Here is a 12,830-nt window from a genome sequence, read left to right as displayed (position 1 = left end):
CCTCATTGCAGAATTGATGAATAATTTATATTGATTCTTATTTACCGATTGGCATTGATCGAAACGGGCAGCGCGGCGAATGCGCTTGTCCGTCCCGGTCACTCACGGGACTTCCAGGTCGGGCGACCCGGGCCGCGCCCGATCCGCAAGACTCATCGGGGGAGTCGCCGCCGGACGGGAAGGTCCGCGGCGGGGGGCGTGATCAGCGCAGGATCAGCAGACCCGGCAGGTCGGTGATGCGCACCTTGGTCTGCGCCAGCAGCAGGTCGAGCGCCCGCTTGGGGTCGGCGACGCCGGCCGTGCCCGACACTCGGGTGTCGCGCGCCAGCTCGCCCAGCACCAGGATGTGCCTGCCGGTGTAGCGCGCCAACTGCGCGGCCGCCTCGGGCAATGCGGTGTTGTTGAAGGCCAGCATTCCCTGGCTCCAGGCGGGCGCGGTTTCATGCGGCGCCGCATCCTGGACCATGCCTTCAGCCGAAACCGCGATGCGTTGCCCGGCGTCCAGCGTTTGCGGTTGCCGGTCCGCACAGGCCAGGCATTGCACCGCCACCTGGTGCGTGTAGACGGTGACGCGCGTCGCGTCGCGGTCGCGCGCGACCGCGTAGCGGGTGCCCAGGGCCGTGGCGCTGGCGTCCGCCGTCACCACGCTGAAGGCCGGGCCTGCGGTGCCGCGCGGCGCGGCCTCGAACAGCGCCTGGCCGGCCAGCAGGCGCACCTCGCGCCTGTCGGGGCCGAAGTCCACGGCGATCGCCGAATGCGCGTCCAGGATGGCGCGCGAGCCATCGGGCAGGGCGACGCGCAGCGGCTGCGTGTCGCTTGCGTAGTCGGCGCCAGGCTGGAAGTCGCGCAGCGCGTACGCGGTCGTGCCGGTGGCGGCGACGAGTGCCAGCGCCAGCGCCGTATGGCGCTTGCGCGGCGGGCGGGCAGCCAATTTTCCGCGGTCGATCTCGCCCATGCGGCGCCACACCCGCGCCAGCCTGTCGTAGGCGGCGGCATGGCGGGGATCGGCGTGGTACCAGGCGTCGAACTCGGCCTGCGCCTGTGCATCGAGCGGCTGGCCGCTGTGGCGGATCACCCAGCGCGAGGCCTGCTCGTCCGCGGTGGCGGAATTGCCCGGGGTGCTGGTCTTGCTCATGCCGACAGCGCCTGGTCGCAGGCCAGCAGGATGCGCATCATGTGTTTCTCGACCGCGCTCACCGAAATCGCGAAACGCTCGGCGATGGCGCGGTAGGTCAGTCCTTCGTGGCGATGCAGGACAAAGACGTCGAGGCTGCGGCGCGGCTGGCGCAGCAGGGCGGTTTCGAGCCGCCGCAGCAGTTGGTTGGCCGAAGCCACTTCCAGCGTGTCGGCCTCGAAGGCGGGCGGCTGCGTGGCGGCATAGTCGGCCACCACGTTCAGTTCGCGGCCCCGGCGGCGGTGCCAGTCGGTGGCGATGTTGGCCGCCACGCGGAAGACATAGGCCCGGTGGTTGTCCGGCAGGGTCTTGTCCTGGAACTCGGCCAGCTTGATCCAGGTGTCCTGGGCGCAGTCCTGGGCCACGTCGCGCGAGCCAGTGCGCATGGCCAGAAAGCCCAGCACTTCGCGGTAGTGCCGCAGAAATACATCGGTAAGCGAAGACATGTCGCTGACGCCTCGCGCCAGATAGAGTCAGATTCGCGTCGAATTATAAATGATAATTATTATTGTTATTGGGTGTTGCGCCCCGAGGGAAAGGGCGGACGGCCCATGCCGTCCCGCCCGCGGCTCAGGCTTCGCCCTGTTCGATTTCTTCGAGCGAGCCCTGCAATTCCAGCCACTGTTCCTCCAGCGTCTCCATGCGCTTGCCGTGTTCGCCATGTTCGGCCATGACTTTCTGGCGCTCGGCGCGACGCGCATCGGAATACAGGTCCGGGTCGGCGATCACCGCGTCCAGGGCCTGCAGCTTGGCGCGCAGCTTCTCCATTTCGGTCTCGACCTTGGCCAGCCTGGCTTCCAGCGGCTTGCGCAGCGCCGACAGGCGTTGGCGCTGCTCGGCCTCGGCGCGGCGTTGCGCCTTGCGGTCGACCACGGCCTCGCCATTCTCGGCGTTCTCGCGGGCGGCCTCGGCGCGTTCGCCGGCGTTGCGGGCCGCCAGCCAGTCGCGGTAGTCCTCCAGGTCGCCGTCGAATTCGCGCACGGCGCCGTCGGCCACGATCCAGAAGCTGTCCACGGTGGTGCGCAGCAGATGGCGATCATGCGAGACCAGCAGCATGCTGCCGCCGAACTCGGCCAGCGCGGCGGCCAGGGCCTCGCGCGTCTCGACGTCCAGGTGGTTGCTGGGCTCGTCCAGCAGCAGCAGGTTGGGCTTCTGCCAGACGATCAGCGACAGGGCCAGGCGGGCCTTTTCGCCGCCCGACATTGGTCCGACCTTGCTGTTGACCGTGTCGCCCGAGAAGCCGAAGCCGCCCAGGTAGTTGCGCAATTCCTGCTCGCGCGTTTCCGGCGACAGCCGCGCCAGGTGGGCCAGCGGCGTGCTGTCCACGTCCAGCATGTCGAGCTGGTGCTGGTGGAAATAGCCGATCGCCAGCCCGCGCGAGGCGCGGCGTTCGCCGGCCTGCACCGGCAGTTCCTCGGCCAGGGTCTTGATCAGCGTGCTCTTGCCGGCGCCGTTGGCGCCCAGCACGCCGACGCGGCTGCCGGCGCGCACCATCAGCGTCACGTCGCGCAGGATCGGCACTTCGTTGCCGGCCGCGTCGGTGTAGCCGGCCGACAGGTGTTCCAGCGTCAGCAGCGGATCGGGCACCTGGTCGGGCGAGGGGATGCGGATGTCGATGCCGGCCTCGGCGTGCAGCGGCGCCAACACCTGCATGCGCGCCAGGGCCTTGACCCGGCTCTGGGCCTGCTTGGCCTTGGAGGCCTTGGCCTTGAAGCGGTCGATGAAGCCCTGCAGGCGCGCGGCTTCGCGCGTCTGGCGTTCGTAGGCGATGTTGGTCTGGCGCAGGCGCTCGGCGCGCTGCGTCAGGAAGTCGCCGTAGCCGCCGCGGTAGCGCACCAGCTTGGCGTGATCGAAATGCAGGATGGACTTGGCCACCGCGTCCAGGAACTCGGTGTCGTGGGAGATCAGCATGACGGTGCCGGGATAGGCGGCCAGCCATTTCTCCAGCCACAGCATGGCGTCCAGGTCCAGGTGGTTGGTGGGCTCGTCCAGCAGCAGCAGTTCGGACGGCGCCATCAGTGCGCGCGCCAGCGCCAGGCGCATGCGCCAGCCGCCGGAGAAGCTTGCCACCGGCTGGGTCCATTCGGCCGGCTTGAAGCCCAGGCCGGCCAGCAACTGCTCGGCGCGCGAGGCCGCGCTCCAGGCGCCGGCCTCGACCAGCGCCGCTTCGACCTCGGCGATCTGCGTGCCCTGGTCGTCGGTCAGCTCGGCGCGGCGTGCCTGCAGGGCGCGCAGCGGCGTGTCGCCGTCGATGACGAATTCACGCGCGGGGCGGTCGTCGGCATGCAGTTCCTGTTCGACGCTGGCGATGCGCCAGCCGGCCGGCAGCGCCAGGTTGCCGGCGTCCAGGTCCAGCGCGCCGGTCAGCAGCGCGAACAGCGACGACTTGCCGGCGCCGTTCTTGCCGACGATGCCGACGCGTTCGCCCGGGTGCACCACGAATTCGGCGTCGTCCAGCAGCACCTTGGTGCCGCGACGCAGGGTCAATCCAGAGGCGCGGATCACGTCGTCAACTGCTCGCGGGTCAGCAGCAGCAACTGGTCGGACGCTGCTTCCGTATCCAGCCACACCGGCGACAGCTCAGGGAAGGCGGCTTCGAAGAAATCGCGCTCGTGGCCGATCTCCAGCACCAGCACGCCGTTCTCCGACAGGTAGCGCGGGGCCGCCTGCAAGATGCGGCGCACCAGGTCCATGCCGTCGGCGCCGCCGGCCAGGGCCAGGTGCGGCTCGTGGCGGTATTCCTGCGGCAGCACGTCCATCGAGCCGCTGTTGACGTAGGGCGGGTTGCAGACGATGACGTCGTACTGGCGTTCGGGCAGGCTGTCGAACAGATCGCTCTGGTGCAGCGCGAGGCGATCGCCCAGGCCGTAGTCATCGACGTTGCGGCGGGCGACTTCCAGCGCGTCTGGCGACACGTCGACGGCGTCCACCTGAGCGTAGGGGAAGGCCAGGGCCGACAGGATCGCCAGGCAGCCCGAGCCGGTGCACATGTCCAGCACGCTGTCGACGGCCTGTGCGTCCTGCACCCAGGGCGACAGGCCTTCGTCCAGCAGCTCCGCGATGGGCGAGCGCGGCACGATGACGCGCGCGTCCACGTAGAAGCGATGCCCGCGCAGCCAGGCCTCGTTGGTGAGATACGCGGCCGGCACGCGCTCGGTGACGCGGCGGTCGATCAGCTCCAGCACGCGGTTGCGTTCCTCGGTGAGCACGCGGGCGTCCAGGAAGGGCTCCAGCGTGTCCAGCGGCAGGTGCAGCGCGTGCAGGACCAGGTAGACCGTCTCGTCCCAGGCGTTGTCGCTGCCGTGTCCCAGCGCCACCTGGGCGGCGTTCAGGCGCGATACGCCGTAGCGGATCAGGTCGCGCAGGGTCAGCAGTTCTTGGCGGGCGGATTGATACATGAGAGGCTTTTTAAGCGGCGGGCAGGAGGTTTTCCAGCGTGCGCCGATAGATGTTTTTCAGCGGGTCCAGCGAGGCCAGCTCGATACGCTCGTTGACCTTGTGGATCGTGGCGTTGCAGGGGCCGAACTCGATGACTTGCGGGCAGATCTTGGCGATGAAGCGGCCATCGGACGTGCCGCCGGTGGTCGACAGCTCGGCCGTCACGCCGGTCTCGGCCTGGATGGCCTGCACCAGCGCATCGGTCAGCGAACCGCGCGGGGTCAGGAAAGGCTCGCCGCCCAGTTCCCAGTCCAGCGTGTATTCCAGGCCATGGCGGTCCAGCACTTCGTGCACCCGCGCCTTCAGGCCTTCCGGCGTGCTGGCGGTGGAGAAGCGGAAGTTGAACAGCGCCACCGCCTCGCCTGGCACCACGTTGGTGGCGCCCGTGCCCGAGTTCAGGTTCGAGACCTGGAACGTGGTCGGCGGGAAGTACTCGTTGCCCTGATCCCACTCGATCGCGACGATCTCGGCCAGCGCCGGCGCCAACTGGTGCACAGGGTTGCGCGCCAGGTGCGGATAGGCCACGTGGCCCTGGATGCCCTTGACCGTCAACGTGCCCGACAGCGAGCCGCGGCGGCCGTTCTTGCAGGTGTCGCCGAGCACGTCGCCCGAGGTGGGTTCGCCGACGATGCAGTAGTCCATCTGCTCGCCGCGCGCCTTGAGCGCGTCACAGACGATGGCGGTGCCGTCGATCGACGGGCCTTCCTCGTCCGACGTGATCAACAGGGCGATCGAGCCGCCGTGCCGCGGGTTGGCCGCCACGAATTCCTCGGCTGCCACCACGAAGGCCGCGATCGAGCTTTTCATGTCGGCGGCGCCGCGGCCGTACAGGTAGCCGTCGCGCTCGGTGGGCACGAAGGGGTCGCTTTCCCACTTCTCGCGCGGGCCCGGGGGCACCACGTCGGTGTGGCCGGCGAAGACCACCAGCGGCGCGGCGCTGCCACGGCGCGCCCACAGGTTGGTGACGCCGCCCTGGGCGATGGTTTCGCAGGTGAAGCCGAGCGGCGCCAGGCGCGCGGCCAGCGTCGCCTGGCAATCGGCGTCCGCCGGGGTGACCGACGGACGGGCGATCAGGTCCTTGACCAGATCCAGAACAACCGAGGGAGGTTGGCCCTCCTGCCGCTGCGCGGCTGCCTCCCCAAGGGAGGGTGCACGCCCTTCGGGCGGCCGTGCGGTCGTGCGCATTACGCCCTCAGCAGATCGTTGATGCTGGTCTTGGCGCGGGTCTGCGCGTCGACACGCTTGACAATGACGGCGCAGGCCAGGCTGTGCGAGCCGTCGGCCGAGGGCAGCGAACCCGGCACCACCACCGAACCCGACGGCACGCGGCCGTAGGTGACCTTGCCTGTGGCGCGGTCATAGATCTTGGTGCTTTGCGACAGGTACACGCCCATGGCCAGCACCGAGTTCTCTTCGACGATCACGCCTTCCACGACTTCCGAGCGGGCGCCGATGAAGCAGTTGTCTTCGATGATGGTGGGGTTGGCCTGCAGCGGCTCGAGCACGCCGCCGATACCGACGCCGCCGGACAGGTGGACGTTCTTGCCAATCTGGGCGCACGAGCCGACGGTGGCCCAGGTGTCGACCATGGTGCCTTCATCGACGTAGGCGCCGATGTTGACGTACGAGGGCATCAGCACCACGTTGCGGCCGATGAAGGCGCCGCGGCGGGCGACGGCGGGCGGCACCACGCGGTAGCCGCCTTGCTTGAAGGCGTTGTCGCCGTATTCCGAGAACTTGAGCGGCACCTTGTCGTAGAACTGCAGCGGGGCCTGGCCCATGATGGCGTTGTCGTACAGGCGGAACGACAGCAGCACGGCCTTCTTGATCCACTGGTGCACGACCCAGTCGTCGTTGATTTTCTCGGCCACGCGCAGGCGGCCCAGGTCCAGCCCGTCGATCGTGTGTTCGACGGCTTCGCGCACTTCGGCGCTGGCGTCGGAGGGCGACAGGTTGGCCCGGTCGTCCCAGGCTTTTTCGATGGTGGTCTGGAGGTCGAGAGTCATAGCGGCTCAGCTTTTCAAAAAAGGTTGATCAAACGGAAGTATGTACGAAATGGGCGATGCGTTCGGCCGCCTGCACGCAATCGGCCAACGGCGCCACCAGGGCCAGGCGGATGCGCCCCTGCCCGGGATTCACGCCGCGCGCTTCGCGCGCCAGGAAACTGCCCGGCAGCACGGTAACACCGGTACGGCCGTAAAGGTCACGCGCGAACGCGGTATCCGAACCCGGGGTGGCTGCCCACAGGTAGAACGAGGCCTGCGGACGCTGCACGTCCAGCACGTTCTGCAGGATCGGCAGCACCGCCTCGAATTTCTCGCGGTACAGGCGGCGGTTGTCCTTGACGTGGGCCTCGTCGGTCCAGGCGGCGATGCTGGCCGCCGACACCAGCGGGCTCATGGCGCTGCCATGATACGTGCGGTAGCGCAGGAAGCGGCCGATCAACGCGGCGTCGCCCGCCACGAAACCCGAACGCAGGCCCGGCACGTTGGAGCGCTTGGACAGGCTGGAGAAGGCCACCAGGTTGCGGTAGTCGTTGCGGCCCAGGCGGCGCGCCGCCTGCAGGCCGCCCAGCGGCGGATTGCCTTCGTCCAGATAGATCTCGGAGTAGCACTCGTCGGAGGCGATCACGAAGCCGTGGCGGTCGGACAGGGCGAACAGGTCTTCCCATTCGTCCAGCGTCATGACGTTGCCGGCCGGGTTGCCGGGCGAGCAGACGAACACCATGCGGGTCTTTTTCCAGACCTCGTCCGGCACCTGGTTCCAGTCGCAGGCGAAATTGCGCAGCGCGTCGGCGTTGACGTAATAGGGCGTGGCGCCGGCCAGCAGCGTGGCGCCCTCGTAGATCTGGTAGAACGGGTTGGGGCAGATCACCACCGACCCGGCCGCCGGATCGATCACGGTCTGGGTGAAGGCGAACAGCGCCTCGCGCGAGCCGAGCGCCGGCAGCACCTGGGTCTCGGCGTCAGGTGCCGGGATGCTGTAGCGCTGTGCCAGCCAGTTGGCGATGGCCTGGCGCAGCGCGGGATCGCCCTTGGTCGACGGGTACACCGACAGTCCGCCAAGGTTGTCGCGAATGGCCTGCGCAACGCGTTCCGGCGCGGCGTGTTTGGGCTCGCCGATCGACAGGTTGATGGGCGTCAGGCCGTCCGGTTGCGCAGTGGCCGAGGCCAGCAGGGCGCGCAGTTTTTCGAACGGGTAGGGGTGCAGGGCATCGAGGCGCGGATTCATGACGCAAGATTTTAACAAGCAAGCTACAATAGCGGGCTTGGCCTATTGCGAAGGTGGCGAAATTGGTAGACGCACCAGGTTTAGGTCCTGACGCCGTAACAGGTGTAGGGGTTCGAGTCCCCTCCTTCGCACCAACCCTATTCGGATCGTGACCGGCGCCACGCCGTCACTGTCCCACGACTCCGAGCCATGACCCCGAGACATGTTTGTGTCTCGGGGTCTTTTCATTTTTTCTCCCTTTGGAATGTCCTTATTAATCAAATGGTTGATAATCAAATGGTGGATCAATCCTGATCGAAGCCTCGGCCCGGGCGCCGGGCTCACTTGCCTGTAGCGCGCGCCTGTACCGCATTTGTCTCGCTTGTTATAAAGAGGCCTGAAGCTTTTCTTGTCGAGCGAGGGTAAATTGTTGTCGATTCAATCACTTGGCCGCGGCGCATTGATGGTGTTGCTCGCCGGGCTCGCATCGGGCTGTTCTTCCTCCTCTCCCCTGAATGTCTGGTCGGCGCCGGCGTCGTCATCCGGCCCCGACTCGTCGCGCGTCAGTCTCGAATGCCGGGTGAGCCGCAGCAGTTGCCTGTATGACGGCAAGTACGAAGCGGGCGAGCGCGATTACGCCGAGGACGAGGCCAAGCGCCTGAACCGCGCCGAATTGGACCGGCTGCGCCGCGCCGCCGGCAATTGATCGAACAGGAACGGCCCGCCTGACCGCGGGCCGTTTTGTTGGCGGAATCGCTCGCGATGGAATACGGCAAGGCCTTTTTTGACCTGCAACTGCGCTTTGCGCAGGCGGCGCGCGCCCTGGCGGGAATTTCCCTGGAGCGCGCCGTGATGGACTACACCAATGTCTATATCCGGTTTGGACTGGGTCGCGACTTCGATGCCGGTCATGCGGCCTGGCGGGAATACGCCGACGGGCTCGTGGCTGCGCCGGACATTGGCGACTGGACGTATCGACATTACCTGCGGCTGGGCGCGGACCGGCCGGGCGTGGACACGTCCGGCGCCGTTTCTGGCTGTTTTTCCTACGTCATGCAGGATGCCGCCACCGTGCGGCTGCATTTCCGCAATGCCGAGCCGGCGCCGGCATCGCCGCTGAACGGCAGCCGCCTGCCGCTGAGAATCGACGAATTGCGGTCACTGTTTCATGCCATCCGGCGGGATCGGCCAGCAGCCAGGAGGGTGGCGGGAACGTCATGGCTGTACAACCTGCCGGCCTACCGGCGCTGTTTCCCGGCGGATTATGTCGGCAGCCTGCGCCTGGCGGGTGATCGCTTTCGCAACGTGTCGCTCTGGGGACAGTTCCTGCGTCGCGATGGCGCGTTGAGAGCGCAAGCCGTGCGGGAGTTCGAGGCGGGCTGGGCGCGAGCGGGCGATGTCCGCGATCTGGCGGCATGCTTTCCGCTGCGGGCGCTGGCGGCCGAGGCGCCGATCGCGGCGTTCTATCGGCACTACGGCATAGCGCAGGGCTGAACCGGCGGCCCCTCGCTGTCCGCCCGCGGCCCCGCGGCCGCCTAGCGAGTCGCGGCCTGCAGCCGGATGCGGAACGTCGCCCGCGGATCGTTGAACGCGCTGGCGCTGTCGGCGCCGATATCGATGCGTGCAGTGTCGGCGTTGGCGTACGACCTGTTCGAAAAGTGCTTCACCACGTCGCGCCCGGAGACGATGTCGGCCAGGTAGATGGCAGGGCTGAAGTCGACCTGCCCGTGGCGCAGATCGGCGGTCACGGCCACCAGCGCCCAATGACATACCCCTTGGCCGTAATAGTCCTCGTCGCGGAATCGGTCGAGGAGGATTTCGGCGCGATAGCCGCCATCGGCGGCGGGCTCGAATGAGACGGGCGCGCGTTGCTCCGGCACCACCGTGGCGCCGGTGACGGCGGTCAGCGGCACGCAGTCCGGGTTCTCGACCCGGTAGTCGGCATGGCCGTCAATGCGTTCGAAGGGGCCCGGCGCGTCCTCGACGCGCACGCTCAGGTCCACGCGCTGGCGCGCTTGCGGATCGGGGTGCGCAACGACGTTCGCGGCCAGCGCGCAGGCCGAAGCGGACACGGCCGCAAACACCGGCAGGGCAATCGAAACGAGGCGGCGCGTCATGACGTTCAGCGGGCCGGTTTGGCGGGGGCCAGCGTGTCGTACTGGTCGATCTGGCCGACGTCCACCCAGCCGGCCGCGCAGTCGCCCTGGTAGTCGTCATCCTTGGTGCGTTCGCAGGCCTGGCCGCGCTTGGCCCGCTTCCATTGCACCGGCAGGTCGGCGTCCTTGCACAGCGCGTTGCCACGGCATTCGGGCACGCTGGCGGTGGGCACGGCGATCACGTAGTGGCGCTGTTCCTCGCCCTTGCGCACCATGGCCGGAATGCAGACGAACTGGCGGTCCATGACGTGAGCCACCGGCTTGCCCTGGCCGTCGACGCGGTCATTCAGGTCAACGCCGCCGTCGCCGGCGATCGAGCCGAAGGCGGCGCCTTCGCCGCAGTCGCCCAGGTACATCACGGTGTAGCCGTCGGCGCTGCATTGCGCGCTGTTGCCGCCGTCGGCGTGACACTCGATCCGCGAGGCGGGCGTCATGGCGGCCAGCTTGGCCTGCGCGTCGGCGACCGAGGTGACAGGGGCGGCCTGGGCAGCTCCAGCGCAGAGGCTGGCGGCCAGGGTGGCGAACAGGCGGGACAGGGAGATCGTCATGGATGCTTCCATAGGGTGATGGGGAAAACAGCGGGCGGCGGCGCTCACGCGGTGGCGGCAAGGGTGGTTTGCTGCCTGCCGTAGAACACCCGCGCGCAGACCGCGCCGCTTATCAGGCCGGGCACGCCTCCCAGGAACATTGGAAAGCTCATTTCGGGCAGGGTGTATTCGCGCACCGCGAAGCCCAGCAGGAAGGTGAAGGCGTAGAGGCCGCCCAGCAGCCCCGGCCAGCAATACGAGCGCCATGACGGGGTGGCGGGGCGGCAGGCGCCCGCCACCAGGCCGCACAGCAGCGCGGGCACGCCGCCGTACAGGTACGACCAGGGCACCAGGAAAATCGACGTGAACAGCGCCTCGACGCTTATCGAGGAGATGGCCACGAACAGCGCGAAGACCAGGGTGCCAACCGGGGGCCCCAGTGCGGCGAACAGGGCGGCGCCGGCGGCGGCCGAGCGGGCAATGTCGCCGCGCGTCTTGCCGGCGGGCCGGCGCGCGAGGCGCCACGTCAGCGCGCCCAGCGACATGGCGGCCAGTACACACACGGATAACAGCAGCACAGCGTGGCTTCTCAGATGTCGGTGGGTTTGTTGGGAAACAGGTTCAGGGAAAGGATCGCGTCGGGATACGTCGCGAGCAGCATGCCGGACAAATGGCCATGCAGCGCGCCGAACAGCGGCCAGGTCAGCGGCTCGCTGCCGGGCAGCAGGTCCAGCAGCATCAGTTGGCCGGTGCGCACGGTGCCCACGAAGTAGGCGCGTTCGTCATGCTGGCCGGTGGGCGTGGCGCGGTAGATCTTCGTGGCGCGGCCGCTGTCGTCCTTGCGCCAACTGTTACCGCTGGTCGTGGTTCGGACGCTGAGGGGGGCGATGTCTGCCTGGATGGTCTCCCAAAGGGTGCGGGCGTTGGCGGCGTATACGACGATGGTCATGGTGGGCGTTGTCCTATTCGAAAAATGGGTAACGCGAGGCCAAGCACGGCAAAGTTACCAACGCCGCCGCGCCGCGGCAAGCGCCGCCGCGTTCCGCCGCATCGTCAGTCGCCCGCCAGTTCCCGCAGTTCGGCGGCGCGGCTGATATTGAGCAGCATCGGGCAGTATTCATACATGGGCGAACCGACGTGCGCCCCGGCCAGGGCGCAATGGCCGTTGCGGTAGGCCAGCCAGGCTTTCTGCGTCTGTTCCAACTTGGCGGCGTCTTCCGGGAAATCGCTGGCCAGGCGCGCCTGGATCCGGGCGTAGAGCGTGTTGATCTCCCGCTTGGCCGCCGCCGAGACGCCTTCGGCGCAGGCGCCCACGGTGCCGTTGTTGGTGACGCCTGCGTCGCGCAGGCAGCGGTCGTACTGGCCCATGTAGTCCGGCGTGGAGGCGCCCAGGACCAGGGCGGGAGACAGCATCAGGGAGAGGGCGAAGGCGTGTCGGATCATGACGGCGTGGATGGGGAAACAGGGAAGGGGCGCGCGGCATGGCCGCGCAGGCGAAGCATACCGCCCGCCGCCGCCGTTCGTCCTAGCCGTGTTGCAGCATGGCGGGGGGCGTCATCGTCAAGTACTGTCAAGAACCAGCAGGAATTTTCATTGCTTTGAAGTCGCAATTCCCGGCGCGGGCTACCGTCGGGTTTTCTGTTGCGGAGGCAAGTCATGTATCCCTTATCGAAACGCTGCGGCGCGGCGGTGCTGGCCGCCGGGTTTCCGCAGTTGGGCATCGGTTTCGCCGGCGTGGCGCTGGCGTTCGGCCTGACGGTGCTGACCATGGCGTTCGCGGTCGGCCATATCTCCGGCGGGCACTTCAATCCCGCCGTCACGGTCGGGCTGGTGGCCGGCGGCCGCTTCCCGGCGCGCGAGATCCTGCCGTACGTGCTGGCGCAGGTGCTGGGCGCCATCGCCGCGGCGGCGGTGCTGGCGGTGATCGCCGATGGCAAGCTGGGCTTCGACCTCAAGGGCAGTCACTTCGCCGCCAACGGCTACGGCGCCTATTCGCCCGGCAAGTATTCGATGGCGGCCGCGCTGGTCACCGAAGTCGTGATGACGGCGGGGTTCCTGTTCGTGATTCTGGGCGCCACCGCCAAGCGGGCGCCTGCCGGTTTCGCCGCCATCCCCATTGGCCTGGCGTTGACGCTGATCCACCTGGTCAGCATTCCCGTCACCAATACGTCGGTGAATCCGGCGCGTTCCACCGGCCCGGCATTGTTCGTGGGCGGCTGGGCGCTGGAGCAACTGTGGCTGTTCTGGGCAGCGCCGATCGCCGGCGCGATCATCGGGGCGCTGGCCTACCGGCTGGTGAGCGAGCCAGCCTCGCAGGCGTAAGGA

The 12,830-nt window shown here is 68.0% G+C and carries 15 protein-coding genes and 1 tRNA gene; 4 read left to right on the top strand and 12 right to left on the bottom strand.

The genetic code is table 11. The features are described from left to right. Positions 1-202: 202 nt before the first annotated feature. The 7 genes from ACUDCK_RS17540 to dapC all read right to left on the bottom strand — a co-directional run bounded on the left by ACUDCK_RS17540 (position 203) and on the right by dapC (position 7,843). Positions 203-1,135, bottom strand: a complete 933-nt coding sequence (locus tag ACUDCK_RS17540) for a FecR family protein (RefSeq protein WP_175166739.1) — start codon at positions 1,133-1,135, stop codon at positions 203-205. After that, on the bottom strand, positions 1,132-1,620 hold the full coding sequence (locus ACUDCK_RS17535; protein ID WP_064526411.1) for an RNA polymerase sigma factor: 489 nt from the start codon (positions 1,618-1,620) through the stop codon (positions 1,132-1,134). The genes ACUDCK_RS17540 and ACUDCK_RS17535 overlap by 4 nt, the downstream gene beginning before the upstream one ends. A 124-nt stretch (positions 1,621-1,744) precedes the next feature. Next, positions 1,745-3,679, bottom strand: coding sequence for an ABC-F family ATP-binding cassette domain-containing protein (locus ACUDCK_RS17530; RefSeq protein WP_116791367.1), 1,935 nt, complete (start codon positions 3,677-3,679; stop codon positions 1,745-1,747). Beyond that, a complete protein-coding gene (prmB, locus tag ACUDCK_RS17525) occupies positions 3,676-4,572 on the bottom strand; it encodes a 50S ribosomal protein L3 N(5)-glutamine methyltransferase (RefSeq protein ID WP_049073151.1) in 897 nt (298 codons plus the stop codon). Before prmB ends, ACUDCK_RS17530 begins: the two co-directional genes overlap by 4 nt. Positions 4,573-4,582: 10 nt before the next feature. Further along, positions 4,583-5,797: a succinyl-diaminopimelate desuccinylase gene (dapE, locus tag ACUDCK_RS17520; RefSeq protein ID WP_240317240.1), complete on the bottom strand. Its 1,215-nt coding sequence runs from the start codon at positions 5,795-5,797 to the stop codon at positions 4,583-4,585. After that, positions 5,797-6,618 carry a 2,3,4,5-tetrahydropyridine-2,6-dicarboxylate N-succinyltransferase gene (dapD, locus tag ACUDCK_RS17515; protein ID WP_006395964.1) on the bottom strand — a complete coding sequence of 274 codons (822 nt, stop codon included), beginning with the start codon at positions 6,616-6,618 and terminating at the stop codon, positions 5,797-5,799. The genes dapE and dapD overlap by 1 nt, the downstream gene beginning before the upstream one ends. A gap of 28 nt (positions 6,619-6,646) precedes the next feature. Next, positions 6,647-7,843, bottom strand: a complete 1,197-nt coding sequence (gene dapC / locus ACUDCK_RS17510; RefSeq protein ID WP_175166740.1) for a succinyldiaminopimelate transaminase — start codon at positions 7,841-7,843, stop codon at positions 6,647-6,649. Positions 7,844-7,890: 47 nt separating this feature from the next. Between dapC and ACUDCK_RS17505 the strand changes: the two genes are divergently transcribed. From ACUDCK_RS17505 to ACUDCK_RS17495, 3 genes are all read left to right on the top strand, one after another. Further along, positions 7,891-7,977: transfer RNA gene (locus ACUDCK_RS17505), tRNA-Leu, on the top strand. 254 nt (positions 7,978-8,231) lie between these two features. Then, positions 8,232-8,528, top strand: coding sequence for a hypothetical protein (locus ACUDCK_RS17500; protein ID WP_374700845.1), 297 nt, complete (start codon positions 8,232-8,234; stop codon positions 8,526-8,528). Positions 8,529-8,584: 56 nt separating this feature from the next. Beyond that, positions 8,585-9,316 (top strand): hypothetical protein, encoded by a 732-nt coding sequence (locus tag ACUDCK_RS17495; RefSeq protein ID WP_064526425.1) that lies wholly within the window; start codon positions 8,585-8,587, stop codon positions 9,314-9,316. A 41-nt stretch (positions 9,317-9,357) separates the two neighbouring features. On the opposite strand, the gene ACUDCK_RS17490 is transcribed toward ACUDCK_RS17495, so the two are convergent. The 5 genes from ACUDCK_RS17490 to ACUDCK_RS17470 all read right to left on the bottom strand — a co-directional run bounded on the left by ACUDCK_RS17490 (position 9,358) and on the right by ACUDCK_RS17470 (position 11,948). Further along, positions 9,358-9,939, bottom strand: coding sequence for a hypothetical protein (locus tag ACUDCK_RS17490; protein ID WP_175166741.1), 582 nt, complete (start codon positions 9,937-9,939; stop codon positions 9,358-9,360). Positions 9,940-9,944: 5 nt separating this feature from the next. Next, positions 9,945-10,526, bottom strand: a complete 582-nt coding sequence (locus tag ACUDCK_RS17485; RefSeq protein WP_175166742.1) for a hypothetical protein — start codon at positions 10,524-10,526, stop codon at positions 9,945-9,947. A gap of 44 nt (positions 10,527-10,570) precedes the next feature. After that, positions 10,571-11,083, bottom strand: coding sequence for a hypothetical protein (locus ACUDCK_RS17480; protein WP_054502125.1), 513 nt, complete (start codon positions 11,081-11,083; stop codon positions 10,571-10,573). An 11-nt stretch (positions 11,084-11,094) separates the two neighbouring features. Next, positions 11,095-11,454 carry a hypothetical protein gene (locus ACUDCK_RS17475; RefSeq protein ID WP_175166743.1) on the bottom strand — a complete coding sequence of 120 codons (360 nt, stop codon included), beginning with the start codon at positions 11,452-11,454 and terminating at the stop codon, positions 11,095-11,097. Positions 11,455-11,558: 104 nt separating this feature from the next. Next, a complete protein-coding gene (locus tag ACUDCK_RS17470) occupies positions 11,559-11,948 on the bottom strand; it encodes a lysozyme inhibitor LprI family protein (protein WP_054502424.1) in 390 nt (129 codons plus the stop codon). A gap of 213 nt (positions 11,949-12,161) precedes the next feature. Between ACUDCK_RS17470 and aqpZ the strand changes: the two genes are divergently transcribed. Continuing rightward, on the top strand, positions 12,162-12,827 hold the full coding sequence (gene aqpZ / locus ACUDCK_RS17465; protein ID WP_175166744.1) for an aquaporin Z: 666 nt from the start codon (positions 12,162-12,164) through the stop codon (positions 12,825-12,827). Positions 12,828-12,830: the final 3 nt, after the last annotated feature.

The sequence above is a fragment of the Achromobacter sp. CF-sbj1-Ac2-l genome (assembly GCF_052698165.1).
Note: the sequence above shows the minus strand (reverse complement) of the source record. Positions and strands in the feature narration are given on the sequence as shown.